The organism is Streptomyces sp. NBC_01264, from assembly GCF_026340675.1.
Classification (GTDB): Bacteria; Actinomycetota; Actinomycetes; order Streptomycetales; family Streptomycetaceae; genus Streptomyces.
In genome coordinates this window covers 1844185-1870253 of record NZ_JAPEOX010000002.1, presented here as the reverse complement: position 1 = coordinate 1870253, position 26069 = coordinate 1844185, and the positions used below count along the sequence as shown (strand labels likewise).

Genomic DNA, 26069 nt, shown 5'->3' with positions numbered 1-26069 from the left:
TCAGCCGCCCGCGAGCAGGCGCTCGCGCTCGGCCGCCACGATCTCCCGTGCCAGCTCGGCGTCCGTGATGTCGTATGCCTCCGGGGCGCTGTCGGCGGTTTCGGAGACGCGGGCGAACTCCGCAAAGAGTTGATTCTTGCGCGCCAGGATCTCGACGATGCGCTGGTCGACGCCTTCTTCGGAGAGCAGGCGGTGTACCTGTACCGACTCCAGCTGCCCCATCCTGTGGGAGCGGCCGATGGCTTGCCATTCGGTCGTCGGCTTGAGCTGGGGCTCGCAGATCACGACGACCGATGCCGCCTGAATGTTCAGACCGACGCCGCCTGCCACGATCTGGGCGACGAGGACGGCCCCGTGGTGGGCTTGGGAGAACTCATCGACCATGCTCTGTCGCTTCGCGGCGGGTACGGAGCCGGTAAGAGGCCCGAACACTTTCCCCGGAAGGATCGCCGCCACCTCATCGAGGACGTCACGGAAGTACGAGAAGACCAGCACCTTGCGCTCGTTGTCCTCTGCCTCCTGGACGATGTCGATGAGGCGCTGCATCTTCGCGGACTTGGCGCCGGCGCGCAGCGCGGCCTGGCGCATGGCCATGAAGTTGCCCTCGATGACAGCCGTTCGGTAGTGCTGCTCATCGGCGCTGGACATCGGAATCCACTCGTCGACATCCACCCGCTCCGGGAGCTCGGTCAGGACGTCTTCCTGATTGCGCCGCAGGTAGGCCGGTGCCACCTGCTTCCGGAACTGGCGAGGAGCGAGTTCCGAGGCACTGATCGACAGATCCGGCCTGAGGTAGCCGACGAGATTGCGGAATTCCTCGATCCGGTTCTCCAGCGGGGTGCCGGTCAGGAGGATCGCTCGCTCCGATGTATGGATGAGGGCTGTGGAGCGCCGGGTTCGCTGGGCATCCGGATTCTTGATGTAGTGCGCTTCGTCGAACACCAGGCATGCGGGTTCGGCACTTTCGGGAATCCGGCCTTCCAGCCAACCGAGGATGTCGTAGGTGGTGACCGCGACTCCTCCGTTCCGGATCCAGGACTTCAGCGCGTCATCGCGCCCCGGCCCGTGCAGGCGATACGCGCGCAGATCGGACTTCGCCTGGACTTCGCGCACCCAGTTGGTCACGACGGAGGCGGGGCACACGACCAGGAAATGGGAGGAGCCCTTGGCGCGCAAGTGGGCGAGCACGGCGAGTGACTCGACCGTCTTTCCCAGACCCATCTCGTCGCCGATGATGACCTTCCGCTGCACGATTGCGAAGCGTGCACCGAATGACTGGTATCCGCGCAGGGACGCCTTCAGGTGGGTGGCGTCGAGCTTGAGTTCCCTGACCGCCTCGACGATCTCGGCCGGCAGGTCGCCTTGGCTCGTCTCGGCGTCGTCGGCCAGGAACCCGAGCTCTGCGAGCATCGCGTAGTAGTCGGCCGGCCGGGCGCTGAAATCTTCCCAAGGATCACCGCCTGCGACGCCAGCCCTACTGTCGAGCACCGCCCCGCGGAGCTCGACGGCCGCCAGCGCGGCACGCAACTCGGCTACGGTCCGGGCCTTGGGGACGAGAACGACGTGGGAGGTCTGGGGATCAAGACTCTGGAGGAGTGGTCGTACCGCGTCAGCGGCGGCGAGGTCCGCTGTCGCGCTGCGGATCGAGCGTGCCGCATCCCAGGCCTGCATTGTCTTCAGGAGCTTCGTGGTGGCCTGGGATCGGTTCTTGATGTCGATGCGGACTGGCATCTCGTCCATCGTGGTCTGCCAGATGGTCTGCGCGGCGCCGATCATCCGGGTGCCCGTCGTCTCACCGACCCCGGGGAGCGTTCGAATCCGTGACTTCTGGTCGAGGACTTGCTGCACGTTCCTGATTCCGGCGTCGACCAGCGCCGTGATGCGTAGTTGGCCGTGGGTTGCTTCCTTGAGCCGCTCGACGGGCATCTCGGCGACCAGCTTGCGCACCTCGGTCTGTCGGACGGCATTGCCGGCGGTGTTGACCGCCGTTCTGAACTTGTCCTCGCGGTTCAGGGCCCTATCGATCGAGCCGATCGCGGTCTTGGCGGCGTCCAGTTCATGGCGTCCGATGAGTTCGGCTTGGGCGCCGAGGCGGTGGCTGAAGCCGACCGTGTCATCGAGGATGGCCGATGGCCCGACTGCGGGGACGCTCCTTCTGTCCCATGCCGCCAGGCCTTCCATCTCGGTGATGAGTCCGGTGTTCGCAGCCCGCTCGTGAAGGGATGCGAGGTAGGTCGCAGCCTGCCCCGCTTCGTCCTTGCGGCCCTTGCCCGAAAATATCCGGCGGGCACCGAAGAGTGCACGGACGGCCATCAGCGCCCGGCTGGCGTCGTCGGTCAATTGGTCGATGCCCTGCTGGGCGTTGGCCGTGAGCACCGGAAGCGCCTGACGGCAGGCCAGCGCGGTCGCCAGGTCGACATCGGACGGCGAGACCTGCAATACGCGCCATGTAGTGGTGGTTGTGGTCCCGAGCGAAGCCACTCGACCGAGGAACTGCCTGGCGGCGTCCTCCGCCGCTGTCTCGACGGGCTCACGTTGCTGGACGATCCCCATCGCGAGCTTGTGCCACCCGCTGACGTCTTCCACCACACCACGCAGGTGATGACGTGCTTCCCGCTCCATTGCCCCCGCCGACTCGCATGACCTCTGGGAAGATTAGCGACCCCGGTTGACGAAGTCGACGGAATCACGAAATCGCCGGAACGCCCGAGTAGCGTTCACAGGCTGCCAAGCAAGGAGGTTGTGTACGTGCTGCTCGAGGAGCTCAAGCCGGGTCTGCGGATTGACGGAGTCATACCGGCGGAGGTTGTCACGGTCATCGCCGCCCAGTGGCACGGTGCGAACGCACTCGAGCTGACCTACAAGACCGCCCAGGGCGGGCTCGACCAGCGGGTCGTCTTCCGGAAAGACGAGGAGAAGCTGAGCGTCGCCCACAGTGGCAGCCGCGCCTTCGACGCGAACGTCGAGCAGCGCTTTGGCCGCATCCACCGCATCGGTCAGAAGGAGGTCTGTCGGCTCTGGAACCTCGTCGCCTCCAACACCCGCGAGGGCGAGGTTTTCACGCGCCTACTGGAGAAACTCGACCAGATGCGCGAGACGTACGGCGGGAAGGTCTTCGATGTTCTGGGAGAGGCGTTCGCTGAGACCCCGCTGCGAGACTTGCTCCTCAATGCCATCCAGTACGGTGAGCGGCCGGGCGTCAAGGATCAGATGTACGAGGTCATTGACACCACCGTCGGAGACGGCCTCAAGAGCCTCCTGGACGATCGTGCACTCGCTTCGGAGCACCTTTCGGATGCAGATCTCCGCGCCCTGCGTGCCGCGATGGACGAAGCCCGCGCTCGACGTCTTCAGCCGCAGGACATCGAATCGGCCTTCAAGGACGCCTTCACCCGGCTCGGTGGCCGGATCGTCCAGCGCGAGCTGGGGCGTTACAAGGTAGCCAACGTGCCGCAGCACATCCGCTCGGCAGGCAACGGGCCCATCGCCACCAAGTACGATCACGTCACCTTCGACATCGGCCACGTCCAGCCCCACGACCGAGCGCACGTCGACCTGCTCGCCCCCGGCCACCCCCTGCATGACGCCGTCATGGCCGAAACCATCCGGAACTTCGGGGGCGCCCTCAATCGGGGCACCGTCCTCGTCTCGGCCGCCCTCGACGAACCGCACCTCCTCGTCGGGGGCGTCGAAGAGGTTGTGGACGCCACCGGCGAGTCAGTGGCCCGACGGTTCGGCTACGCCTACGTCAACAGCCGCGGAACCGTGCGGCCGGCAGGCCCCGCGCCCTACCTCGACTGCGTCGCCGTGCCCAACAGCGCGGCGATCGACGTGGCGTACGGACTGCCCTGGCTCGCAGACGCAGAGGACAAGGCGACCAGCTGGATCATCGCCAACCAGCTTCCCCGGTATCTGGCCGAGGTCCAGCCCCGTCGCCTGGCGGAGTTGGTCAGGGCCCGGGAACTGGTGACCAAGCGCCTGACCTCAGAGAGTGAGCGGCTGCTCCTCGATGCTGCGGCGGCCTCCGAGAAGGAACGAAGGGGCGAGAAGCCCAAGGTGTCCTCCGAGAGCCTCCATCGCAAGGCCGTCGAACTCGATATGCGGCGTCGAAAGCGTCTCGAACTGCTGGACCACCAGCAGTTGATGTCGACGAAGCCACCGCAGATCCTCACCGCTGCGCTTGTGCTGAGCGTCTCCGATCTGCCCTTTGTCGAGTGAGGAGCGAATTCGTGTGACGCATGGTCTCGGCTGTCACCCATGAAGGCCGCCGCCTGCGTTCTAATCGACACTTCCAGTTCACGAGCATGGCCGCCAACGTGCAATGCCTAGGCAGGGGTCTGTTGGGGGAAACCGGGGAGAGCTGAGTGGGATGTGAGGAGTTTGGAGCCAGTCTCGCCGCTTGAAAATTACGTACAGACTGACGCAGACCACGGCCATCAGCAGGATTGCGAAGGGGTAGCCGCCTGCCCACTTCAACTCCGGCATGTCTTCGAAGTTCATGCCGTAGATGGTTCCCACGAGTGTGGGGGCGAAGAGGATGGCGGCCCAGGAGGAGATCTTCTTGAAATCGTCGCCCTCACGCTGCTGACCTGTGGGAATCGACTGCACAGGCGGTCTGACCTGCAGCAATCTACCTTTCCGAGCCTTTCACCCTGCTGCCTGTTTGTGCAGCCGATTCCCCCCACCCGCCCCCCAACGAGGCCTCATTTCTCCCAGATTCCCCCCAGCGGACACTGTCTCGCCAAGAGGGGCACCGCAGGTCGGGGGCCGTCGCACCAGCCATGTTCAACACGGTCACAACAAAGTGGGCGGCCAGCTTCGCGGATAGCCTTGCACCCGGCATCCTCTGCGAGGCACCTGGCATGGGCATCCCCACGGTGGTGCTCCCCTAAGTGAACACCGCCCTTGCTGCCCACCGCGCGTATCGGCGCAGCGTTGATGAGCTGCGTGAAATGGGCGTGATGTTCGGCAGCTACATGCCGCATCGCCCGAAGTGCGGTGGCGGTGCTGACCGCTTCCTCTGGGAGGAGGCTGTTGGCTTTCTCTGTTGGCGGCAGATGGGGAGCTTCTCTCGTGTCGCTGACCCAGGATTTTCCTCGCCGAATACGGACGGTGACGGGGCAGGAGAGGGATCGAACGCGAACCGCGAGCCGGAAACAATCTTGGCCGCCTGTGCGTCAAGCGGCGGCGTGTCCACTCCAAAGGATCAACCTCAGCAGGCCCCACTCCCGTCCGTCAGACCGCCGCGTCGTAGCGGGCAGTCAGAGCCTGCCAGGCGGCCAGTAGCTCCGCACAGCGGTCACCGGCTGCCGGGTCGGGCGTGCGGACGGACAGCCGGGAGTCGGACGCGACCGAGCAGTGGTAGAGCCCCGTGTCGGGGGAGAACCATGAACGCAGCAGCCAGCCCGGCGGCGGCTTCGGAGGGCCGATGTGGTCGAAGACGAACACGGGCTCCTCGGGGCGGTACGGGTAGGGCGGGCGGGATGTGGTGGACGGGGCGGCGGGGAGAGGGGCAGTGAGCAGGCCCGGTGCGGTGACCTCCGCGAGGTCGCGGTCGGCGACCTGCCAGCGGGCCATCAGGGCCCGCCAGGCCAGGTAGGCGGGCGCGTCCGCTCGCGGCGCCGGGTCCCGGTTCACGTCAGGCACGGCGGCGGGCGCGGTAGCCGGGTCGGCGGGCACGGCAGTCGGGTCCGCCCCTGCCGCCACGGCGGCGATGCCTTCCAGTAGTCCGGCGGCCCACGCCGCGGCGGCCGGTTCGCCCCGGTGTCGCAGCCGCAGCTCGGGGCCGTCCCAGGCACCGGTGACCTCGGCGCTGGTCCCCTCGTGCCGCAGGACCCGGCCGCGCCGTCCCTCGAGCCATCCCCCGGGCGGGGAGTCCTCGCCCGTGAGGGCGCGGGAGACGGCGCGGGCCAGGTCGGCCGTGCCGAGCCCGGGGGCGACGGCATGCAGCCTGAGCAGGGCACCGGTGGGTGGGGTCATCGTGTCGGTCCTCAATGCGTCGGTGGCGGTCACAGGGTCAGGACGAAGTCGTCCGGGCTGCCCGCGGAGGCGAGCGCCGGCGTCGGCCGGTCCCTCCCGAGCAGCTGGTTCAGAGACATCGGGGGCCGGTCCCGAGTGACCACGGCGGCCACGGCCGCCGGGAGCGCGCCGCTGGCCGCGAGTGGTTCCGTATGGCCGTACCAGGCGTCCGGGGGCCCGTGGCCGACGATGCTGCGCAGCGACACCGTGTTGCCGGGGCCAAGTGCGAGATCGACGTCCTTCGCGCCCCGGGTCAGCCCGAGGCCGGTCGCCTTGACCGCGGCCTCCAGCAGGGTCCATGCCGGGAGGAAGGCCTCCGGTTCGGCGGTGACCGGCAGTGCGGGGTAGACCGTGGCGAGCACGTCCAGGGCGGCGGGCATCGGCCGCAGCCATTCGATGTCCACGCCGATCGGGCCGGTGTCGGCCGCCGCGAGGAGCAGCAGCCGTTCCGAGCGCGACCAGCTGATGTGCAGGTGCGGATGGTCCGGCAGATACGGTTTTCCGCCTGACGTATGCGCGACGCGCAGCTCCCCCGGGGGGACGGCGAGCCGTTCCCCCAGGAGCTCCCGCACCGCCAGCCGGGCCCGCAGGAAGCGGCGGGTGGCGGACGCGCAGGTGAACTCCGCCGCGCGCCTGCTCTCTTCCGGTGTCGCACGGGCCTTGCCGCCCGGGCGGGTGCCGGTGTTCGCGTACCGTGCGGGTGACCACGCATGCTCGTCCAGATCCACCAGCCATGCGTCCATGTGTGTTCTCCTCCTTTCCGTGCTGTACGGGCCGGGGCGGCCGCTACAGGCTGAAGACCTGGGTGGCACTGAGCGCCGGATCCCCGGGTCGTATGTGCAGCTCGCCCCGGTCCGGCAGCATCACGACGGCCGCGACGGTCCGCTCGGCGCGGATGTCGCCCCGGTCGGGTACGCGGATCGGCGGCAGCGACAGCAGCCCGAAGTGCTCCTCGGCACCCGCGCCCGGGGGCAGGGCGGCGAGTCCGGCATCGGCCGCCTTCAGCCTGCGGACCGAGGAGTTGCGGGCGAAGACGTTGATCTCGTCGTCCGCGACGAAGTCGGGGTGCAGGAAGTGGTTGGCGTGCACGGCCTCGGGGCCCTCCACGACGCGGAGTTCGTCGCCGAGGACCTCGACGTAGACGACGCGCTCGCGGTCGCACAGGACGAGCGTGCGGGAGCTGGCCAGCGGCAGCCCGCGCAGGATCTCCAGGGCCTCGGTGACACTGGCCGCCGAGTCCAGCAGGTGCCGGATGGCGAGGTACGGCGGCACGCCGGGGCGCCAGTCGCCGCCCAGCACCAGATTGAGGCCGATCGCGAGGCCGTCGCTGTTGAGACCGAGGTAGCCGAGCAGCCCGCCGAAGCTCAGGACGAGCGAGCGCCGCCCGGGCCGGTCGGACCGCTCCACCTTCAGCACACTCAGGTAGTCGTCCAGATCACCGTTGAGGTCGATGGTCTGGGCGAGGACCGGGCCGCCCGCACCGGTGCGGGCGTACGTCGTGCAGTCGCCCATGGTGGGCACCTTGCGGTAGCCCATGATCTCCCGGCGCAGCTGCAGCAGCCAGGCTTCGCTCTCCCCGATCCCGGCCCCGGCCGCGAGGCCGGAGACCTCGTCGGCCAGGGCCGGGACCGCCGCTGTGACCGCCGCCCGGTAGGCGGCGATCGACGGCAGCAGACCGTCCAGCGAGACCGGCTCCTGCATGACCTTGTTCAGCCGGCAGAGCGAGTCGTCGAGGAAGGTGCGGAGGGGAAGGGCGAGGGCCTCACCGTGGGCACGTCCCACGGCGAACGGGTCGCCCGACGCGTGGATGAGGGGTATCTCCCCGCCCCCGGTCATCCGGCGGCGCTCAGCACCGCGAGGTCCTGCGGCTCCTGCGGGGCGACCTTCGGCTTCGTGGCGAGCTCCCGCTCCACACGGGGCCATTCGGCGCGCAGGACGCTGTAGAAGATGGCGTCGCGGCGGCGGCCGCCCGGCATGAAGTTGAAGCTGCGCAGGGTGCCCTCCTCGACGGCGCCGATGTTGCGCAGACCGCGGCGGGCCTGGATGTTGAGGATGTCGGTCTTGAACTCGACGCGCTCGGCCCCGAGGACGTCGAACGCGTGGCGCAGCAGCAGGTACTTGGCCCAGCGGTTGATGCCCTTGCCGCGGAAGTCGCGGCCCAGCCAGGACCAGCCGATCTCCAGACGCTTGTCAGCCTCGGCCATGTTGCCGAAGCTCATGCTGCCCGCGACGCGGCCCGAGGCCTTGTCGACGATGACGTAGACCGCGCGGCGGCCGGCCGCGTGGTCGGCGAGGCAGGCGTCGAAGAAGCTGGCGTAGTCGACGTCGTCGGTGACGGCGGAGACGAAGTAGCGCCAGATGTCGGGGTCCATGGCGACGGCGCGCACGGCCTCGCGGTCCGCTTCGGCGACCGGCCGCAGCAGGACGTACTCGTTCTCCAGGACTGCTGCCGCATTCTGTGACCAGGACATGATTCAGACCGCCTTGTTGTTGGTGTGCCGGGTGAGGGACTCGATGACGCTGCGCAGGGTGAGCATGTCGGCGAGGTCGTGCTCGGTGAAGTTGGCGAGGTCGACGTCGGTCGCCTCGCACACCTCGGTCAGGAAGAGGACCTTGTTGAGGGAGGTCAGGCTGTAGGAGCCGACCAGGTCCGCGTCGAGGTCCAGCTCCTGCGGGGCGACCTCCGGGTCGAGGACGGTGGAGAGGATCTCGCGGGCCGCGTTCTCGATGGCGGGGTCGATACCCGTGTCGGTGACGGTGTCAGGGTGCATGAATGCCTGCCTTGCTGTCGTGGAGGCTGGTCCGGTAGGCGGCCAGGATCCGAGGTCGTTTCGGCTTGTACTGCGAGGTGAGCAGGTCGTTCTCGATGCTGAACGGCTCGTCGGCGATGACGACCCGGCTGATCTGCTCGTCCTTGCCGAAGGTGGTGTTGGTCAGGGCGAGCTGGGCGAGGACGGCGTCCGGGTCGGCGGGCAGAGCCGCCGGTGAGACGACCGCGACCAGGTCCGTTTGAGTGGGGCAGAACAGGACGCATTCGGCGATGGCCGGACTGGTCCGCATGTGCTCTTCGAGCGGCCGGACGATGACCTTCTTGCCGTTGTCCAGGACGATGACGTCATCGGCGCGGCCCCGGATGAAGAGGAAGCCGTCTTCGTCGATGTAGCCGAGGTCGCCGGTCCGCACCGTGCCCTCCGCGTCGAAGACGCGCTCGGAGTCACCTGGTTTGGCGTACGTGTAGCCGTAGCCGACCGGATGTTCGCTGCGGACGCTTACCACCCCGTCCTCGTCGAGCAGCACCTGCTTGCCCGGCAGTACGCGCCCCACGCTGCCCTCCCGGGTCGCGCCCGGGTGGTTCTTCGCGACGATGCAGGTCTCGTTGAGGCCGTAGCCCTCGTAGATGGGCAGCCCGGCGTCCGTGAAGAAGCGCAGCATCGCCGCGTCGGCCGGCGCGGAACCGGTCCACAGGTAGCGGATCCGGTCGCCGAACAGGTGGCGGGCCGCGTCGGCGGCGGTGGCGGTGCCGCCCGAACGCCGGATGCGGGACTCGACCTGGCGCTTCGCCGTCTCGTAGAAGGCCGGCACACCCATGACCACGGTCGGCTTGACCCGGCGCAGCGCCGCGAAGGCCGCCTCGTAGGTGCTGATTGTGACGTCGTGCCCGTGGGCGAGCGCCGAGTAGATCCAGTAGCGCTGCTGGAGCAGCGACAGCGGCAGGAAGACGAACAGGTCGTCCCCCGGCGCGTGGTTGAAGATCTCCTGCACCGCCGCGAGCGAGCTGTCGATACTGCCGGCCGTCGCGCCGAGCCCCTTGGGGGTGCCGGTGCTGCCGGAAGTGAACTTGATGGTGGTCACGTCCCGGGGAGCCCAGGTCACGGGCGCCGCGGCGGCCGCGTCGTCCGGCCGCGCCGCCGGCTCCGAGAGCGCGCGTACCTCGCTCATCGGCACGGACCGGTGGGTGTCCGTGGGCCGGTCCGTGAAGAGCAGGGTCAGGCCGTAGCGTCCGGTCAGATCGTCCGCCGGGTCGAACTTTCCGGGCTCGAACCCGGCGGTTTCCGCCTTCAGCCGCAGCGCCGCCAGGTCCAGCAGCACCCACTCCAGGCTGTTCGCGGCCAGGATGCCGATCCGGTCGCCCGGCCCGACACCCCGGTCCCGCAGCTGTCCGGCGAGCCGCCCGGCGCGCTCGTGCAGCTCCGGCAGGCCGATGGTCTCCGTACCGTCCAGGCGGGCGAAGGAGATCCGGCCGCCGGACGGAGCGGTGGAGACGATCCGGTTGATCACCGAGGTGACGGTCATCGAGACGCCTCCGCCCGCTGTTCGTCGAGAGCCCCGGCCAGTGCGTGGACGCAGTCCATCTCGGCGAACGCGTCGAGCGGGACGGTGATCCCGAACTGCTTGCGCACGGCGGTCAGGATGCGCGCGGCGGCGATGGAGTCGCCGCCCAGCGAGCCCAGGCTGTCGTGGATGCCGACCCGCTTGCCGCGCAGCACCGCCGTCCACATCGAGACCAGGGTCTTCTCGGTCTCCGTGGTGGGCTCACCTCCGCTGCGGGTGTCCTGAGCGGGGGCCGCCGCCGCGACGGCAGCCGTGGCCAGCTTGCTGCGGTCCACCTTGCCGTTCTTGGTCAGCGGCAGCTCGGCGTGCCAGACCACGGTGGTGGGCACCATGTAGTCGGGCAGATCACGGCGCAGCGCGTCGCGCAGCGCGGTGTCGGTGGGCCGGCCTTCGCCCGCCGCCACCAGGTGGGCCACCAGGCGGGCGCCCTGGGCGCCCGCCTGGCCTGCGACCACGGCCTTGGCGACGCCGGGAACGGCGACCAGGCGCGTCTCGACCTCACCGGCCTCGATGCGGTAGCCGTTGACCTTGATCTGGAAGTCGCTGCGGCCCAGGATCGAGATGTTTCCGTCGGGCAGCATCCGGCCCAGGTCGCCGGTGCGGTACATCCGTTCGCCGCGCACGGCGTCGTGGAAGAACCGCTCGGCGGTGCGCTCCTCGTCGCCCCAGTACCCGCGGGCCAGGCCGGTGCCGGCCGCGCAGATCTCGCCGGTCACCCAGTCCGGGGCGTCCAGGCCGTCCCGGTCCAGGACGTAGGCGCGGTTGTTGGCGTTCGGGCGGCCGTAGGGGATGGACTCGCTGCCGTCCTCCTCCGGACCGACCGGGTGCAGGATGTTCCAGATCGTCGTCTCGGTGGGGCCGCCCAGGGAGACCACGTCGAGGTCGGCCTTGAGCGTGCGCAGCGCGGCCGGCAGGGCCGGCGGGACACGGTCGCCGCTCATCATCACCAGGCGCAGCGCGGGCGGGACCACCCCGTCCGCGACCGCCTGGTCGTGCAGCAGGTTGACTATGGCGGGAACGGAGTTCCACACCGTCACCCCCGCGCTCTCGCACAGGTCCAGCCAGTGCGCCGGGTCCACGGCCCTGTCCCTGTCGGGCATGACCAGGGCCGCGCCCGCCGAGAGGGCGCCGAAGACGTCCCACACCGACAGGTCGAAGTTGAAGGCGCTGATCGCGAAGAAGCGGTCGGCGGGGGCGATGCCGAAACGTTCGTGGCAGTCCGCGACGACGTTGGCGACGTTGCGGTGGGTGACCATGACGCCCTTGGGAGCGCCGGTGGTGCCGGAGGTGTAGAGCACGTAGGCGAGGTCATCAGGGTCCGAACCGGGCAGCCGGGCCGGTACCTCGGGCGTGGCGTCCGCCCAGTCGGTGCCGGTGCCGGTGCCGGTGTCCGGGTCCGTGATGTCGAGGCGCATGACCTCCCGCTCGCCGCTGGTGTTCTGCCAGTCGGCGTTGGTGAGGACCCGGCGCACCCGGCCGTCGCGCAGCATGTAGTCCTGCCGCTCGGCGGGCAGGCCCGCGTCCACGGGCAGGTACGCCGCTCCGGCCAGCACGGTGGCGAGGATGCCGACGATCTGTTCGGGACCGCGGTGCATCACCAGGCCGACCAGCTCGTCCCGGCCGACGCCGCCCTCGCGCAGCCAGCGCGCCGCGGCGGCGGCCCGGTGCAGCAGCTCGCCGTAGCCGACCTCGCGGCCGGAGGTGAGGATCGCGGCCGCGTCCGGGGTCCGCAGGGCCTGCTCCACGAACGCGTCGCCGAGCATGGCCGGCGGCAGCGGGACCTGCGTGTCATTGGCCTCGCGGCGCCGCTCGACCTGAGCCTCGGGCAGCAGGTCGAAGGAGGTGCGCTGCCAGGAGGGCAGGTCCGTCAGGTCCTCCAGCAGGGTCTGGTAGCCGTGGGCGAAAGCGTCCAGCAGCCCTTCGGGGAACAGCTCGTCGATGCCGTCGAGCTGGACGACGAGACCGCCGTGCTGCTCCATCGCGAAGGCGTTCAGCCAGACCTGCGGGGTCTGGGAGACGGTGAAGACCTCCGGGCCGAACAGTTCCAGGGCCGAGCCGTCGGCCTCGGTGTTGCCGTGGCCGATCGCGCTGTTGAAGGTGAAGGGCATCCGGGCGCCCGCCACGCCGCCGCGGCGGCGCGCCAGTTCCTGCATGACCTGGCTGCCGGAGAAGTGCCGGTGGTCCAGGTCCTTTCGCAGCCGGGTCTGCAGGACGCGGGCCCGCTCCGTGAAGGTCAGGCTCCGGTCCACCTCCGCCTCGACCAGCAGGGTGTCCGAGAAGTTGCCGATGGCCTCGAACACGCGGGGGTGGATGGGCGGACGGTTGGCGACCGTGGTGTTGATCGTGAACCGCGCTCCGGCGCCCCAGGTGGCCAGGGTCTCCGCATACGCCGCGAGGAGCACGGCCGACGGGGTCAGACCGGCGTCGGCGGCCCGCTCCTTGAGTGTCTCCCAGGCCTCCTGATCGAGGCGCACCTGGCGCTGGGAGAACCGGGACGAGGACAGCGCCGAGGGGCTGGTGCGCAAAGGCAGGTCGGGGTGCGGGGCGAGGTCGTCGACGCGGGCGAGCCAGTAGTCGCGCGAGCGGCGGGCCGGGGCCCGGTCCCGCGCGGCCTCCACGGCCGAGACGTAGTCCTCGTACAGCAGCTCCTCCGGCGTGCCGGCCTCGGTGCCCTGGTACTCCCGCCACCAGGCGCGGAAGAACAGGAACATGCTGATCCCGTCCATGACCAGCCCGTCGTGGCTGACGTGCAGCACCATCCGGTCGTCGGCGAGGATGCTCACCTCGACGGCGAGCAGCGGCGCCCGGTCGGCGGGGAGCACCCGGTGCGAGCGCTCCTCGCGCAGCTCCCCCCGGATCCGGTCCTGCTCCTGCGGGCTCTTGGAGCGCAGGTCGAGACGGGTGATCCGCAGCCGGGCCCGGTGGATCTCGGTGACCTGCCGGTCGTCGGCGGAGAAGCGCGAACGCAGGGCGCTGTGGTCGTCGATGACGGCCGTCAACGCCTTCTCCAGGCGGTCCACATCCCAGGAGCCCTCGATCTCGTGGTAGACGTGGCTGGCCACGTCGCCGATCTCGAAGATGCCGCTGCGGCCCAGGAGGTAGGCGCGCTGCAAGTTGGTGAGAGGGAAGCCCGGACCGTTCTTCTCCCCTTCGAGGAGGTAGGAGACCAGGTCTTCCTTCGCGGCCTTGATCCGCGCGATGAAGTCCGGATCCATGTTCTGCCGGTCGCCCCGGAGGCGCAGATCGGTGCCGGACAGTTCCACGAACAGGCCGCGGCTCTCGATCTCGCGCAGTATGTCGCGGAGGCTCATCGAGGGTCCGCCTCGACCAGCTCGGTGACGGCGGTGTCCCCGGCGCGCTCCTCCACGAGGGCGGCGAGCGCGGAGACGTCCTCGGTTTCGAGCAGCTCGTCGAGGGTGACGTCCACGTCGAGCGACTCGAGGATCTGGTACTGCAGGGTGACGGCCTGCAGCGAACTGATGCCGAGGGCGTTCAGGCCGCGTGTGGCGACCGCTCGGTCGGCGGGCAGCTGCAGCAGGGTCCGTACGAGCTCACTCAGCCAGGGGACCAGGCGCGAGTCGGCGGGGGCGGTGGCGGGGGCGATGGCGTCGGGCGCCGAAGGGACCGTTCGGACGAAGAAGACGGCGTCGGCCAGGCGGATCTCACTGCCCGCGGGGAGGAGTTCGACCGTACGCGGCCACTCGGTGGGCGCGGGCAGGGAGAGCGCCTCGGCCACGCGGGCGGCGAAACGGGGCATGATCGGGGCGGCGACCTGGGCGAGCAGCCGGGCCGCGGCCAGTTCGAGGGCGATGACGGTACGTGCTTCGCTCTCCCAGCCGGCGGTCTCGGCGAGCAGGCCCTCCTTGCGGGAGAACCGCACGGTGTCGTTGACGATGCCGTCGAGCTCGGCGGCGGCCTCGTTGAGGGAGAAGCCCTCCGAACCGAGGCTGGCGGTGATGGCGGCGAGGCGGTTGCCGAGGCGGCCGAGGAAGGCGGAGTGCTCCGGCGTCCAGGTGCCGGCGTCGGGGGCGGCGGCGCCGTACTGCTTGGTGACCCGGGAGCCGAGATCGTTCAGCCAGGCCTGCCACGTGCCGATGAGGGTGTCTTCGAGGGTCGCCTCGTACGCGGCGCGCTGGAAGTTGGTGCGCTCGGCCTCGGGGCGCGTGCGGGAGAGGAAGTAGCGGACGGCGTCGACCGAATCCGGGCCGAGGATCTCCTTGCCCCAGATGGCGTGGCGGCGGCTGGTGGAGAACTTCTGGCCCTCCAGCAGGTAGAACTCGTTGACGTGGTAGTCGATGTCCGGCGCCCAGCCCGGGAAGGCCAACTTGTACAAGGCCGGGTAGAGCACCGAGTGGTAGAAGCTGTTGTCGTAGCCGAAGAAGTGGACGACCTTCCAGTCCTGCTCCGGCTCGGCGGCCTTCCAGTTCTCGCCGAGGCGCGCGCCCAGGGCCTGGATGCCGTGCAGGAAGCCGTAGGACATCTCGGGCCACACCCAGACGACCTGTCCGTCCAGGTCCTTCTCGGCCGGGGGAATGCCCCAGGAGGAGGGGTGGCTGAGCGGGATGTCGAGGCTCGGGCGGCGGAAGAGGCGGTCGGTCAGCTCGCGCAGCCGGGCCGGGACCCGGCCCAGCCGGTGGTGGGCGTCGAGGTCTTCGCGGAACTCGTGCAGCGGCAACGACCAGCGGGAGACCGGGCCGCGGCGCGGGGCGGACGACGAGAGGGCGGAGACCGGGTCGGTGAGGTCGGTGACGACGTTGGGCTCGCCGCACTGCTCGCAGATGTTGCCGCCGGCACCCGAGGCGCAACCGGGGCAGATTCCCTTGACGTCCACCTCGTAGAGGTACTGGCCGTTCTCGGCGTCGAAGAGGGCGTCGGCCTCGGTGACCGCGACCCGGCCCGAGGAGACCACGCGGGAGAAGAAGTCCTGCAGACCGGACCGGTACTCCGGGGCGGTGTCGGTGACGGTGAACTGGTCGAGCGAGATGTCCATCAGCTCGAGCGTCTTGGCTATCTCGGCGCTGTAGTGGGCGGCGGCCTCGGCGGGCTCGACGCCGTCGGCGGCGGCCGCGGCGACCACATAGCTCTGGTAGTCGTCGCTGCCGGTCAGGTGCCAGGCCTTGGTGCCGTTCAGCCGCTGGTGGCGGACGTAGACATCGGCACCGAGGTAGGGGCCCGACAGGTGGCCGAGGTGCAGATCGCCGTTGGGGGTGGGCGGTGTGGAGAAGACGAAGACGGGGCGGTCGCCGAAGTCCTTGCGCTCGGCGCTGAGCGCCGAGGCCAGGGCGCGGCCGGCATCCCGCCAGTACTGGGTGAGGAAGACCAGATCGGTGTCCCCGGTGTTCTCCAGGACGTGGGACTCGAACGGCTCGAAGAGGACGACCGTGCCGGGAGCGGCCGGGTGGCGCTCGCCGTCGACGATGAACTCGCCCCGCCCGGTGACGATAACGAAGAACTCGGTCTCGTCGTGCTGGTGGATGCTGGAGCTGGTGCCGGGGGAGACCCGGCCCCAGCCGGCGCCGACGCCCAGACCGTGGATATCGCTCATGTCGAGGCCGAAGGCCTCGCTGAGCACGGTGTCGTCATAAGTGTTGATGATCACGAAACGTCGTCCTTTCTGGGGGACGGAACGAGAAGCAGATTCGCGGTCTCCGCCGCGATGGCAGGAGCCAGCCGGTACCCGGAGCCGCTGCCGGCGCCCGCGAACACCACTCGGCCGTCGGCGGTGAGCGGGCGGACGAGCGGTTCGAAGCCGGGGCCGTAGGCGTCGCAGAAGACCCGGCCGGAGACGCAGTGCTCGATCAAGTGGGGTGCGTAGCGCGCCAGGACGGTGAGGGCCGCGTCCCGGTCGGCGGGTGTCAGGCTCGCCGGGACGGTGTCCGGATCGACGTCCCATTCCTGGCAGGTGTAGCTGAACAGCCAGTGCCCGCGCTCGTGGTACGGCAGCAGGAAGGCGTCCTCGTCCTGGAAGACCACCGCTCGGTCTCCGGCGGTGGGCGGGACCTCGATGTGCAGGGCCACGATCTTCTTCACCCGGGCCCCGAGCGGTGACACGAGATCCTTCCACGCGGGGGCCGCGAGCCAGGGGCCCGGAGCCAGGACCACTCGTCCGGCGCGGAGCTCGCCGCCCGTGCCGAGGGAGAGCTCCACCGAGTCGGCGCCGGGTGTCACCGCGGTGACCTCGACCCCTTCGCGGAACTCCACGGTCCGGCGCAGATCGCGCGCCAGCAGCTGGGTGAGGGCGTGGACGTCGGCGTACTGGCAGCCGTCACCCTCCCAGGCGGCCGTACCCTCCGGCAGCAAAGCGGTCTTCCCGGCCACCTCGGGGACGGGTCGCAGCCGCGCCTGCGGCAGGTAGACCTCCTCCAGCCGCTCCTGTGCGGAAGCGGGTGCCACCACCGTCATGTCCAGGCTGTGAACGGGCAGTTCGGGGCAGGCCGCCTTGAGCGCCGCGTAGTGCTCCTGGCTGTAGGAGGCCATCGCGCGGATCCGCTCCGAGGCGCCGCGCGGGAAGTGCAGGCCCGCCGACCGGCGGGTGGCACCGCTGCCGACCGCGTCCCGCTCCAGGACCACCACGCGAGCCTGCGGCTCCCGGGAGAGGATCTCCCGGGCGATGGTGAGGCCGAGTACGCCGCCGCCGACCACCGCGATGTCGTACGCCGTCGGGTCCTGCCGGGACGGGGTCATCCGATGCTCCACGCGGCGCTCGGCTCAGGGGTCTTGGCGGACCACTCGATGAAGGACGCCAGCTGCTCGTCGGTACGCACCCCGCACAGCCGGTCCGCGATGCGCTGGCTGCGCCAGGCGTTCAGGCTGAGGTTGGGGTCGGCCAGGCCGCGCTGCCCGCGGGCGGCGTTCTGGACGAAGATGTTGCGGTCGTCCGGGCCGTCCCAGCGCACCGCGAAGTCCTCGTCGATGCGCAGCTCGTCGCCGTCGCGCTCGAGACGGTCCGCGATCGGCGCGAGGAAGTCCATCCCGGCCGGCCGGAAGCCGGTGGCCCACACGATGACGTCCGCGTCGAAGTGCTCGGCGGGGGCGCCGGGGTCGTCGTTGTGCCGGACGGTCAGGTCCCAGCCGCCGACGGGGTTCTCCTCGACGCCGACGACGTCGCGGTTGGGGTGCAGCCCGACGAGGTCGGTGTTGCCCTCCACGAAGCGGTGTACGTAGACGGCCTGGTAGACGTCGCGCAGCGTGGACTCGGAGATGCCGTCGCTGCTGAGTACGTGCTGGGCGTTGAAGGTGGCGCGGGCCTCCGGGCGCAGACCGTAGAAATAGTCCGAGTGGGACGGCATGTAGTAGTCGTTGGTGAAGGGAGAGTCGTCGATCGGGAAGTAGTTGCGACGGCGCGAGATCCACGAGACGCGGCGCGGCAGTTCGTTGCCGGAGCGGGAGATCAGGTCCAGGAACGCCTCGGCGCCGGACTGTCCGCCGCCGACCACGACGACCCGCTTGCCGCCCAGGTTCCGGGCCGCCTCGACGTAGTCGTTGACGTGGAACTGGGTGGCACCGGGCGTGCCCTGCGGGGGGATCCAGGGCTTGTTGCCCACCCCGACGACGATGTTCTCGGCGGTCACCGTGCGGCGGTCGGTGCGCAGGGTGAAGACCTCGTCGAAGCCGACCTCCTGAACCGTCTCACCGAAGACGACGTTCGGATTGCGCTGGGAGGCCCAGGCCAGGTAGTTGCGGAACTCCAGGCGCGGTATGTCGGCGAACTGGGCGTTCAGGAAGTGGTACACCCGGCCCTGGTCGTGCAGGTAGGACAGGAAGGAGAAGGGGCTCTTGGGATCGGCGAGGCTCACCAGGTCCTTGAACATCGAGACCTGGAGCGTGGTGCCGGGGATCTGCTGGTTGTCGTGCCAGCCGAAGGCTTCCTTCCGGTCGATGAAGAGGTTGTTCACCTCCGGGCGACCGTGGAGCAGTGATGCCAGGCTCAGGTTCGCGGGGCCCACCCCGATGCCGATGCAGCGGTAGTGGTCGGGCCCGGGACGGACGTGGTTGGTGCTCATGCGGTCCTCTCCTTCAAGGCATGCCGGTGGCTGACCGGCCGAGTCGTGCTGATGAGGGCGGTACGTGCGGGGGCGGGGGGCACGCCGGCTCAGACCTGCGCGGCGACCGGGGCCTGAGCCTCGGCGCGCACCGGGTCCGCCGTCTTCGCCGGCGAAGGCTCGGGACGGCGTACGGCGATCAGCCCGAAGACCGTCGCCAGCAGCGACCCCATGGCCACCACGGGCCAGACCAGACCGTCCAGCCGGAGGAAGAGCCAGCTGCCGATCATCGGACCCACCGCAGTGCCGAGACCGAACATGAACTGGAAGCTGCCGATGTACCGGGAGCGCAGCCGCGTTGGGCCCGCGGTCGCCGGATAGGCGAACACCGCCGGGCCGCCGATGATCTCGCCGATCGACCAGATGAGCGTGCCGACGATCACGGCGGCGGGTCCGATGGGCAGACCGTAGAAGGCCACACCGGCACCGACCAGAGCGAACCCCAGACCGATCGTCACCTTCAGCGGCCACTCCTGTGAGAGCTTGGTGAGCAGCAGCTCGAAGGCGATGACGATGAACCCGTTGAGGGAGACGGCGAGGGTGTACCAGAAGAGCGCCAGCCCCTCGTCCTTCATGTACAGCGGCAGCGTGGACAAGTACTGCATGTACACCGCAGCGTGACAGAAGGCCGCGATCAGGTACAGCAGGTACCGCCGGTCCCGGATCACCGCCGCGTAGCCGCCGCCCGAGGTCCCGTCCCGCTCCGCAGCGGCGCCGGCCGGAGCGGAACCGACCCGGGCCGGCAGTGTCGCCCAGGCGAACACCGCGTACACCAGGGCGATCACGGCCTCGCCCCAGAACAGCAGGGTGTACCCGTGGCCGCCCGCGTTGTAGAGGGCGAAGCCGACCAGCGGTGCGGCCGTAGCGCCCAGGTTGAGCCCGAAACGGTACATCGCGAAGATCATGACCTGCCGGTTCTCGGCGGTCAGTTCGGCCAGCAGCGTCGCCGACGCCGGCCGGAAGAGCTGGGCGCCCAGGCTCACCAGGGCGATCACGGTGAGCAGCGCCGGGAAGCTCGGTACGTAGAGCAGGGCGGCGGTGAGCACGCTGGTGCTGCCCATCGAGACGACCGTGGCGTTGCGTACGCCCAGCCGGTCCGCCAGGGTGCCGCCGATCAGCGAGCCGGCGACGGCCCCCGCGCCGTAGACGCCGAGGGCCAGGACGGTGTTGCCGTCCGAGTAGCCCTTGGCGGTCAGGAACAGGACGAGGAAGACCTGGAGGAAGCCGCTGAGGCGGTTGACCAGGACCCCGGCGAGCACGGTCTTCACCGGGAGCGGGGCCTCACGGAAGGTGCCCCAGACGGTGGCCCGTTGCGTGCCCTCCCCGGTGCCGGTGCCGGTGCCGGTGTCCTCGGCCTCGGCGGTGGTGTCAGAGGCCACGGCGTTCCACCGTCCCCACGGTCAGCGTCACCGCGGCACGGACCCGGCGCTCCAGCTCGTCCAGCTCCCCGGCGGAGGGGGCGTCGATGAGGAAGGTCACCGCTCGGTCGTCGGAGCTGGCCAGCGGCGTCAGCTCGGCGCCCTTCTCCTTCAGCACCAGTACGGCGCGCAGCGCGGCGGGCGCACCGATGGCGCCAGGGGTGATCTCCGGCCAGATCCCGCCCGCGCCGACCCAGGCGGGGGTGATGCACGGCCAGTCGACGGAGACGTCCTCCAGCGTGCCGGGCGTGTGGTCCAGGTAGACCTGGCGGGTCCAGCGGCGCGGCGCCGGGTAGTCGGCCGGCTCGCCCAGCGCGATCTTGACGATCTCGGGCTCCAGGGGCCGGCCGGTGGCCAGGTGGTACAGCGCGAGCAGACCGTCGCCCGGCGTCCGGGCGGCGACCTCCATCAGGTACGGCCGCCCGTCCGAGCCCGTCCGCCACTCGGCGTGGGCGATGCCGTCGCGGAAGCCGAGGGTCTCCAGCAGCCGCCGGTTGGCTTCCAGCAGTCCGTCGTCCACCCCGGGGCGGGCGTTCGGGACCGAGTGGGACAGCTCGACGAATGAGCGGGCGTCCGACTCGGTGGTCTCCTTGCTCGTGACCGAGGCGAAGACGATCTCGCCGCCTTGCACCAGGCTCTCGACCGAGTACTCGTGGCCCTCGATCTTCTGCTCGACCAGCAGCGTCTCGTACTCGGGGTAGCCGGCCAGCTCGGCCCGCAGCTCGGCCGCGTCCGCGACCGTCACCACGCCCGAACTGGAGTGGCGGGTGGCGGGCTTGGCCACCACCGGGTACGGCAGCCCGTCGAGGGCGGCGGTGTCCTCGCGCTCACCCGGGGGGATCACCACCGAGACGGGGCTGAACTCGTCCAGGTACCAGCGCTGCAGGTACTTGCTGCGGCAGGCACGGGTCGCCCGCAGCCCCGGGCCCGGCAGGCCGAGCGCGTCGCCCAGCAGGCCGGTCGGTTCCACCAGCGTCTCGCCGACCGCGTACGCCCCGACGATCGTGTACGTCTGCCGCCAGCTGCGGGCGCGGGCGATGAAACCCGGTATGAACGAACCCTCCTGGTCGAGGGAACCGTCCACAAAGGCGATGTCGTCGAGGAGGAACGCCGGGTGCTCCGGGTCCTTGCGGGCGGCCTCCGCGGCCTCGCGGTAGCCCGCAGGCGTGATGAGCAGGACCTTCAGGCCCCGCGCGGCAAGCTCCGCCAGGTAGCGGGGGTTGCGGCACACGACCCAGAAGGCGCCGGTGAGGACGAAGGCCTCGGGCGCGGCCGCGGAACCGGCCGCCTGAGGGATCTCGGGTTCTGTCGCGGTGGTCATGCTTCGGCTCCTCGGGGGGCGGGGACGGTGTCGGCGAACGTGCTGCCCAGACCGTTGGAGTCCAGGAAGGCCATCCAGCGGGCGGCCTCCTCCTCGGACCGGCCGGCGCGGTTCAGGCCGGGGGGCAGAGCCCCGGCCAGCAGCCGGGTGACGCCGTAGGCGATCGGCAGCGATACGGCGCGGGCCATCGCGCTCTCCGACTCCTCTCCGGTCAGGTCCATCAGGTACGAGCCCTGCCAGCGCTTCCCGTCCGCGGCGCGTACGTCCAGCGCGACGGAGAGCACCACGCGGTCGCGGTCGGCCTCGGTGGTCGGGTGGCGTTCGGCCAGCTCCTTGGCGAGCCGGCGGACCTGTGCCTGGTCACCGGCGCTCACCACCTGGAAGACCGGTTCCCATGCGCTGCGCCAGCCCGCGTTGCGCAGGGTGCCGCGGACGAAGGTGCGCAGGTGCCAGCCCTCGGGGATGCCGTACTGGGAAACGAAGGGCACGCTGTCCCGGTTGGGGTAGACCTCGAAGTCCTCGCCGCCCAGGCGGTGGACGGCGGTGGCCTCCCACGGGCGCACGGCGGTGCTTTCCACGCCTTCGGCGATGTGGCGCGCGGCGGAGCCGAGAGCCGCGAGTACGCCGTACGGCGCCCAGCTGAAGCGGTAGCGGAACTCGTTGGGTACGGCCGGGATGCCGCCGCAGTAGGAGGTGAAGTCGACCGACTCAGCGGTTTCCCCGATCACCGCACGGGCCTTCTCGACCAGCAGATGGGCCATCAGGTGGTCGATGCCCGGGTCGAGTCCGGCCTCGGTCAGCACCACGACGCCCGCCTCGGCGGCGCGCTCCGCCAGCTCGGCGATCTCCTCGGAGACGTAGCTGGTGCAGGCGAAGTGCGCCCGGCGGTCGACGGCGAGGCGCAGCAGCCGCGGGTGCTCGGTGGCGGGCAGCATCGACACGATCACGTCCCCGGCACCCACCTCGGCCTCCAGGGCCCCGTCCGTCAGGGCCCGTACCTCGGCGTGGCCGGTCAGGTCCAGGGCGGCGAGCCGCTCGGCGGCGCGCTCGGCGGTACGGTCCCACAGCACGACGAGGTCGGCCTGCGCGCACAGCAGCCCGAGGCCGCTGCGGCCGGTCGAGAGGCCGGTGCCTATCCAGTGGACGGTGCCGCTCGCGGGCACCGGGTCGGGTGATATCGGGTCAGCGGGCATCGGCGTACTCCTTGCCTTCATGGGCCTGGCTGTCGTCGCTGTCCGCCCAGTCCCCGGCGGCTCGGCTGTTCCCGGTCCCGGTCCCGGCGGTGGCGGTCTCGAAGACGCCCAGGCAGCGCGCCCAGACCGGATCGGCACCGCCCAGGGTCGCCAGCAGCGGCCACAGCTCCGCCGAGAAGGCACGGCTGGCCTCCACCGGAAGCAGCGACGGCAGATTGTCGATGGCGATGAGGTCGGCCGGCCGGTCGCCGTCGCGCAGGCGGCGTACCGGTGCGTCCCAGTCGGTGAGTTCGGCGTAGACCGGCAGGACGTTGCACTCCGAGGTCACGTCACAGGTGACGTCCGACACCACGGAGAGGCGGCGGGGGCCGTCGAGGTCCGCGTGGGTCAGGAACGGCGGCGTGGGCCGGTTCATCAGGACGGTGTTGACGAGGATGTCGTGGTCGAGCAGGGCCGAGCGGTCCAGCGTGGCCGTCTCCGCCACGTCCCACCGGGTGGGGGTGAGTCCCGCCGTGACCAGGGCGTCGCACGCGCCGCGGCCGCTGCGTCCGAGGGCGCCGATCACCAGCGCGCTCCCGTTCTCGCCGGGTTCGTTCAGCAGGGCGTCCAGCGCGTTCAGGTCGGTCGGGCGCAGCGGGGTCCGCAGCCGTCCGCGCTGGTGCAGCACGGCCAGGGCCGCGCCGACGTAGCCGGCCCAGTAGCCGAAGGCCGCCAGCCGTCGGCCGGTGTCGTCGGTCAGGTACTCCAGGTCGAGGAGCGCGCCGCCACCGGCCGTGAACCGGGCGAGCAGCTCGCCTGCGCCGGACTGTCCCTTGTAGGCGTGCCCGAAATAGATATGACGATGAGACAGTCCGGCCGGCCGGTAGGGGAGTTCCTTCAGGCCCAGGATGTGGGCACCGCCGGGCGCATCGGTCCAGCTGCCCGCCGGGGCGGTGCGGCAGCCCGCGGTGAGGTAGTCGTCCAGGGGGAAGGCGCGCTGCGTCGACTCCTCCACGGTGATCTCGACGCCCTGGCTCGTCAGGTGCGCGGCATCCTCGGGGACGAGGGGCGCGCGGCGCTCGGTCGGCCGCGATTCGGCCCGCATCCAGAGGTGCGGATTGTCCGACATTTGCTTGGGTTCTCCTTTGGAGGCAAATTCCTGACTTATGGTGATAAGTCTGGTGTAAAAGGGCAGGCGGTAGCCTTGTGTGTGCTCACTGCGGAGGGCGGATGTGCCGCTACAGCACCGGGATCCGGGCGTTGGCCAGTGGCCGGTACGTGACTTCGGCCGGCCCGGCCGGCCCGTGGGGTCCGGCGGCGGCGCGCAGCCGCGCCGGGTCGAACCCGGAGTCCAGCAGTGCCCCGATGACCGCCCCGGCTATCGCCACCGCCAGGCCCTGTCCGGGACACCGGTGGGCGGCGGCGCCGAAGGTGAAGACCACCGGCGCCTCTCGGCCGGGCCGGAAGGCGTGCGGATCGGGGTTGACCGCCGGGTCGCGGTTCGCGGCGGCGAGCAGCACCAGCACCTGCTCGCCAGGGGCGACCTCGGCGCCGCCGTGCCGGAACGGCTCGGCGGCGAAGCGGCGGGTGTTCTGGATCGGCGCGTCGTGCCGGGCCACCTCCCGTACGAACGCCTCTGTCGCGGCCAGGGTCTTCGGGGTCTCCTCACCCCGGGCCAGCGCCAGCAGCGTGTTTCCGATCAGCCCGGCCGTGGCGTCGTACGTCTGGGACAGGAACCCGACCGCGTTGGCCAGCAGCGGAGCCGTCCGGGTCCAGGAGGCGTCCCGGGCGGCCCGTACGAGCCCGGCGAGCAGCCCGTCCCCGGCGGCCTCCGCGTGCTCGATGCCGGGGCCGAGCAGCTCCCGGAGCCGGGCGGCTGCCAGCGCCGCCGCCCGCTGCTGCTCCGAGGTGGCCAGTGCGGGGATGCACTGGACGAAATCGCCGATCAGCCGGGCGGCCTCCGCCGAGCCGTCCGCGTCCAGCCCGCACAGGGCCGCCACGACCCGGGCGGGAACGGCGAACATCAGCTCCTCGAAGGGGACTTCGCCGCCCGCCGGCAGAGCCGCCAGAGCAGCCCGGGTCTGCTCGGCGGCCAGCCGGGCGGCGTACGCGGGGTCGGCGCTCCCCAGCGCCTCGACGACCACACCCTTCAGGCGCTGCTGGAGGTCGCCGTCGGTCATCCGCACCAGATCCCCGAACACCTCACCGGCGGGGGTGCCGACGATCCCGGCGGGCACCGGCTCGGCCACCGGACGGACCCGCAGGGCTGCCGAGTCCAGCACGGCACGCACCGCCGCCGCGTCCGCCGCGACCCAGGCGTTCACGGCCGGGTCGAAGGCGAAGGGGCGCTCGGCCACCAGTGCCGCGTAGCCGGGGTACGGGTCCGCCAGCCTGACCGCTTCGATCGGGGTGGTCACCTTGGTGCTCCTTGCTGGGTGCTCGGCGTTTCGGTGCTTCGGGGTGGTGCGGTGGAGTCGCTGAGGGAAGCGTGATTCAGAGATGCTGAGGGAAGCGTGATTCAGAGATAGCGAGAGGGGAGGGCGGCGCGCCGGGCATCGAGCGTGCCGGCGATGGTCAGCCGCATGACCTCCGAGGTGCCCTCGTATATCCGCAGGGACCGGATCTGCCGGTACAGGCGCTCGGTGACACTGTCCCCGATCACACCCGCCGCGCCGAGCAACTGCACGGCGGAGTCGATGACGTGCTGGGCTTCCTCGGTCGCGTACAGCTTGGCGATGCTCGAATGCCGGGCGAAGCGCCTGCTGCCGTGGTCGGCCTCCCAGCCCGCCCGCGCCACCAGCAGCGCGGCCGCGTTGAGCCGGACGTCCATATCGGCCAGGGAGGCCTTGGTCAGCTGGAGGTCGACCAGCTTCTCGTTGCCGATCCGGCGGGTGCGGGCGTGGGCCAGCGCCGTGTCGGCGGCCCGGCGGGCGAACCCGAGCGCCGCGGCGCCGACCGTCATCCGGAACCGCTCCAACAGGTCCATGGCGATGACGAAGCCCTTGCCCGGCCTGCCCAGCACGGCCTCCCGGGGAACCCGGCAGTTCTCGAAGGACAGATGGGCGAAGGCGCGCGGAGCGACCGCGTCCAAGCGCTCGTGGACGCGCAGGCCGGGGGTGCCGGCCGGGACGAGGAAGGCGGTGAGCCCCAGCGGGCCGGGACCCTCGCCGGTGCGGGCGATGACGACGTACACGTCCGCGATCCCGGCGTTGGCGATCCACGCCTTCTGCCCGTTCAGGACGTAGCCGCCGTCCTCGTCGCGCTCGGCCCGCAGCCCGACCGAGGCGATGTCCGAACCCGCCTCCGGCTCGGAGACGGCGAACGCGCCGATGAGCGAGCCCTCGGCCATCCGCGGCAGGTAGCGCTCCTTCTGCTCCTCGCTGCCGTACCGGATGATCGGCGTGGCGGCGAGGGCCTGAATGGAGAAGGCGAAGTCGGCCAGGTCCTCGGCGTAGGCGAGCGCCTCACGCATCAGGCCGATGCTGCGGAAGTCGCCGGGGGGACCGCCGGCGGGACCGTCGGGCGCGGACCGCGGATCCAGGAAGGCGAGCCAGCCGTCGTCGCCGAGCATCCGCACCAGACGCTGTCCGGCCTTCTCCGGGTCCTCCCGACGGACCTCCTTCCACAGGGGGGCGCGGCCGTCGCACCAGGTGCCGATGGCATTCGCCAGGAGGCGGTGTCCGTCGTCGTAGAAGGGGAGGGCCAGGATCTCCTGATCGAAAGCGCTGGTCAGTTCCAAAGCGGTTCTCCGTGCGAGGGGGTGGGC

18 protein-coding genes and 2 pseudogenes are annotated in these 26069 nt (G+C 70.5%); 2 read left to right on the top strand and 18 right to left on the bottom strand.

What is annotated here, in order from left to right; all coding sequences use genetic code 11:
- A complete protein-coding gene (locus tag OG435_RS41500; protein ID WP_266885385.1) occupies window positions 1–2622 on the bottom strand; it encodes a DEAD/DEAH box helicase in 2622 nt (873 codons plus the stop codon).
- A 126-nt stretch (window positions 2623–2748) separates the two neighbouring features.
- On the opposite strand from OG435_RS41500, the gene OG435_RS41495 reads away from it, so the two are divergent.
- Window positions 2749–4218 (top strand): hypothetical protein, encoded by a 1470-nt coding sequence (locus OG435_RS41495; protein ID WP_266885383.1) that lies wholly within the window; start codon window positions 2749–2751, stop codon window positions 4216–4218.
- Window positions 4219–4383: 165 nt separating this feature from the next.
- Here the strand turns inward: OG435_RS41495 and OG435_RS41490 are convergent.
- Window positions 4384–4566, bottom strand: a pseudogene (locus tag OG435_RS41490) (CorA family divalent cation transporter); the annotation flags it as partial.
- 200 nt (window positions 4567–4766) lie between these two features.
- On the opposite strand from OG435_RS41490, the pseudogene OG435_RS41485 reads away from it, so the two are divergent.
- Window positions 4767–5045 (top strand): annotated as a pseudogene (locus tag OG435_RS41485) (flavoprotein); the annotation flags it as partial.
- 190 nt (window positions 5046–5235) lie between these two features.
- On the opposite strand, the gene OG435_RS41480 reads toward OG435_RS41485, so the two are convergent.
- The 16 genes from OG435_RS41480 to OG435_RS41405 all read right to left on the bottom strand — a co-directional run bounded on the left by OG435_RS41480 (window position 5236) and on the right by OG435_RS41405 (window position 26042).
- On the bottom strand, window positions 5236–5979 hold the full coding sequence (locus OG435_RS41480) for a hypothetical protein (protein ID WP_266885380.1): 744 nt from the start codon (window positions 5977–5979) through the stop codon (window positions 5236–5238).
- A gap of 29 nt (window positions 5980–6008) precedes the next feature.
- Complete coding sequence (locus tag OG435_RS41475) at window positions 6009–6761, bottom strand: 4'-phosphopantetheinyl transferase family protein (RefSeq protein ID WP_266885377.1); 753 nt, start codon at window positions 6759–6761, stop codon at window positions 6009–6011.
- A 43-nt stretch (window positions 6762–6804) separates the two neighbouring features.
- Complete coding sequence (locus OG435_RS41470) at window positions 6805–7854, bottom strand: C45 family autoproteolytic acyltransferase/hydolase (RefSeq protein ID WP_266885375.1); 1050 nt, start codon at window positions 7852–7854, stop codon at window positions 6805–6807.
- On the bottom strand, window positions 7851–8489 hold the full coding sequence (locus tag OG435_RS41465; protein ID WP_266885373.1) for a GNAT family N-acetyltransferase: 639 nt from the start codon (window positions 8487–8489) through the stop codon (window positions 7851–7853). The genes OG435_RS41470 and OG435_RS41465 overlap by 4 nt, the downstream gene beginning before the upstream one ends.
- Before the next feature lie 3 nt (window positions 8490–8492).
- The gene (locus tag OG435_RS41460; protein WP_266885371.1) at window positions 8493–8789 is read right to left on the bottom strand and encodes an acyl carrier protein; all 297 of its coding nucleotides are present in this window, start codon (window positions 8787–8789) and stop codon (window positions 8493–8495) included.
- A complete protein-coding gene (locus OG435_RS41455) occupies window positions 8779–10311 on the bottom strand; it encodes an AMP-binding protein (protein WP_266885369.1) in 1533 nt (510 codons plus the stop codon). Before OG435_RS41455 ends, OG435_RS41460 begins: the two co-directional genes overlap by 11 nt.
- On the bottom strand, window positions 10308–13661 hold the full coding sequence (locus tag OG435_RS41450; RefSeq protein WP_266885367.1) for a non-ribosomal peptide synthetase: 3354 nt from the start codon (window positions 13659–13661) through the stop codon (window positions 10308–10310). The genes OG435_RS41455 and OG435_RS41450 overlap by 4 nt, the downstream gene beginning before the upstream one ends.
- On the bottom strand, window positions 13658–15949 hold the full coding sequence (locus tag OG435_RS41445; protein WP_266885365.1) for a class I tRNA ligase family protein: 2292 nt from the start codon (window positions 15947–15949) through the stop codon (window positions 13658–13660). Before OG435_RS41445 ends, OG435_RS41450 begins: the two co-directional genes overlap by 4 nt.
- The gene (locus tag OG435_RS41440) at window positions 15946–17034 is read right to left on the bottom strand and encodes an NAD(P)/FAD-dependent oxidoreductase (protein WP_266885363.1); all 1089 of its coding nucleotides are present in this window, start codon (window positions 17032–17034) and stop codon (window positions 15946–15948) included. The genes OG435_RS41445 and OG435_RS41440 overlap by 4 nt, the downstream gene beginning before the upstream one ends.
- A complete protein-coding gene (locus tag OG435_RS41435; RefSeq protein WP_266885361.1) occupies window positions 17031–18353 on the bottom strand; it encodes a lysine N(6)-hydroxylase/L-ornithine N(5)-oxygenase family protein in 1323 nt (440 codons plus the stop codon). The genes OG435_RS41440 and OG435_RS41435 overlap by 4 nt, the downstream gene beginning before the upstream one ends.
- Window positions 18354–18442: 89 nt before the next feature.
- Window positions 18443–19771, bottom strand: a complete 1329-nt coding sequence (locus OG435_RS41430) for an MFS transporter (RefSeq protein ID WP_266885359.1) — start codon at window positions 19769–19771, stop codon at window positions 18443–18445.
- Complete coding sequence (locus OG435_RS41425; RefSeq protein ID WP_266885357.1) at window positions 19761–21131, bottom strand: ATP-grasp domain-containing protein; 1371 nt, start codon at window positions 21129–21131, stop codon at window positions 19761–19763. The genes OG435_RS41430 and OG435_RS41425 overlap by 11 nt, the downstream gene beginning before the upstream one ends.
- Window positions 21128–22324 carry a saccharopine dehydrogenase C-terminal domain-containing protein gene (locus tag OG435_RS41420; RefSeq protein ID WP_266885355.1) on the bottom strand — a complete coding sequence of 399 codons (1197 nt, stop codon included), beginning with the start codon at window positions 22322–22324 and terminating at the stop codon, window positions 21128–21130. The genes OG435_RS41425 and OG435_RS41420 overlap by 4 nt, the downstream gene beginning before the upstream one ends.
- Window positions 22314–23432: a saccharopine dehydrogenase gene (locus tag OG435_RS41415; protein ID WP_266885353.1), complete on the bottom strand. Its 1119-nt coding sequence runs from the start codon at window positions 23430–23432 to the stop codon at window positions 22314–22316. The genes OG435_RS41420 and OG435_RS41415 overlap by 11 nt, the downstream gene beginning before the upstream one ends.
- 109 nt (window positions 23433–23541) lie before the next feature.
- Entirely contained in the window at window positions 23542–24720 is a 1179-nt protein-coding gene (locus OG435_RS41410) for a cytochrome P450 (protein ID WP_266885350.1), read from the bottom strand.
- A 101-nt stretch (window positions 24721–24821) separates the two neighbouring features.
- Window positions 24822–26042, bottom strand: a complete 1221-nt coding sequence (locus OG435_RS41405) for an acyl-CoA dehydrogenase family protein (protein ID WP_266885348.1) — start codon at window positions 26040–26042, stop codon at window positions 24822–24824.
- Window positions 26043–26069 lie beyond the last annotated feature (27 nt).

Bases quoted from the DNA above. Each gene is read 5' to 3' on its own strand.
- OG435_RS41500 (WP_266885385.1), bottom strand. From the start codon at position 2,622: ATGGAGCGGGAAGCACGTCATCACCTGCGTGGTGTGGTGGAAGACGTC.
- OG435_RS41480 (WP_266885380.1), bottom strand. From the start codon at position 5,979: ATGACCCCACCCACCGGTGCCCTGCTCAGGCTGCATGCCGTCGCCCCC.
- OG435_RS41475 (WP_266885377.1), bottom strand. From the start codon at position 6,761: ATGGACGCATGGCTGGTGGATCTGGACGAGCATGCGTGGTCACCCGCA.
- OG435_RS41470 (WP_266885375.1), bottom strand. From the start codon at position 7,854: ATGACCGGGGGCGGGGAGATACCCCTCATCCACGCGTCGGGCGACCCG.
- OG435_RS41465 (WP_266885373.1), bottom strand. From the start codon at position 8,489: ATGTCCTGGTCACAGAATGCGGCAGCAGTCCTGGAGAACGAGTACGTC.
- OG435_RS41460 (WP_266885371.1), bottom strand. From the start codon at position 8,789: ATGCACCCTGACACCGTCACCGACACGGGTATCGACCCCGCCATCGAG.
- OG435_RS41455 (WP_266885369.1), bottom strand. From the start codon at position 10,311: ATGACCGTCACCTCGGTGATCAACCGGATCGTCTCCACCGCTCCGTCC.
- OG435_RS41450 (WP_266885367.1), bottom strand. From the start codon at position 13,661: ATGAGCCTCCGCGACATACTGCGCGAGATCGAGAGCCGCGGCCTGTTC.
- OG435_RS41440 (WP_266885363.1), bottom strand. From the start codon at position 17,034: ATGACCCCGTCCCGGCAGGACCCGACGGCGTACGACATCGCGGTGGTC.
- OG435_RS41435 (WP_266885361.1), bottom strand. From the start codon at position 18,353: ATGAGCACCAACCACGTCCGTCCCGGGCCCGACCACTACCGCTGCATC.
- OG435_RS41425 (WP_266885357.1), bottom strand. From the start codon at position 21,131: ATGACCACCGCGACAGAACCCGAGATCCCTCAGGCGGCCGGTTCCGCG.
- OG435_RS41420 (WP_266885355.1), bottom strand. From the start codon at position 22,324: ATGCCCGCTGACCCGATATCACCCGACCCGGTGCCCGCGAGCGGCACC.
- OG435_RS41415 (WP_266885353.1), bottom strand. From the start codon at position 23,432: ATGTCGGACAATCCGCACCTCTGGATGCGGGCCGAATCGCGGCCGACC.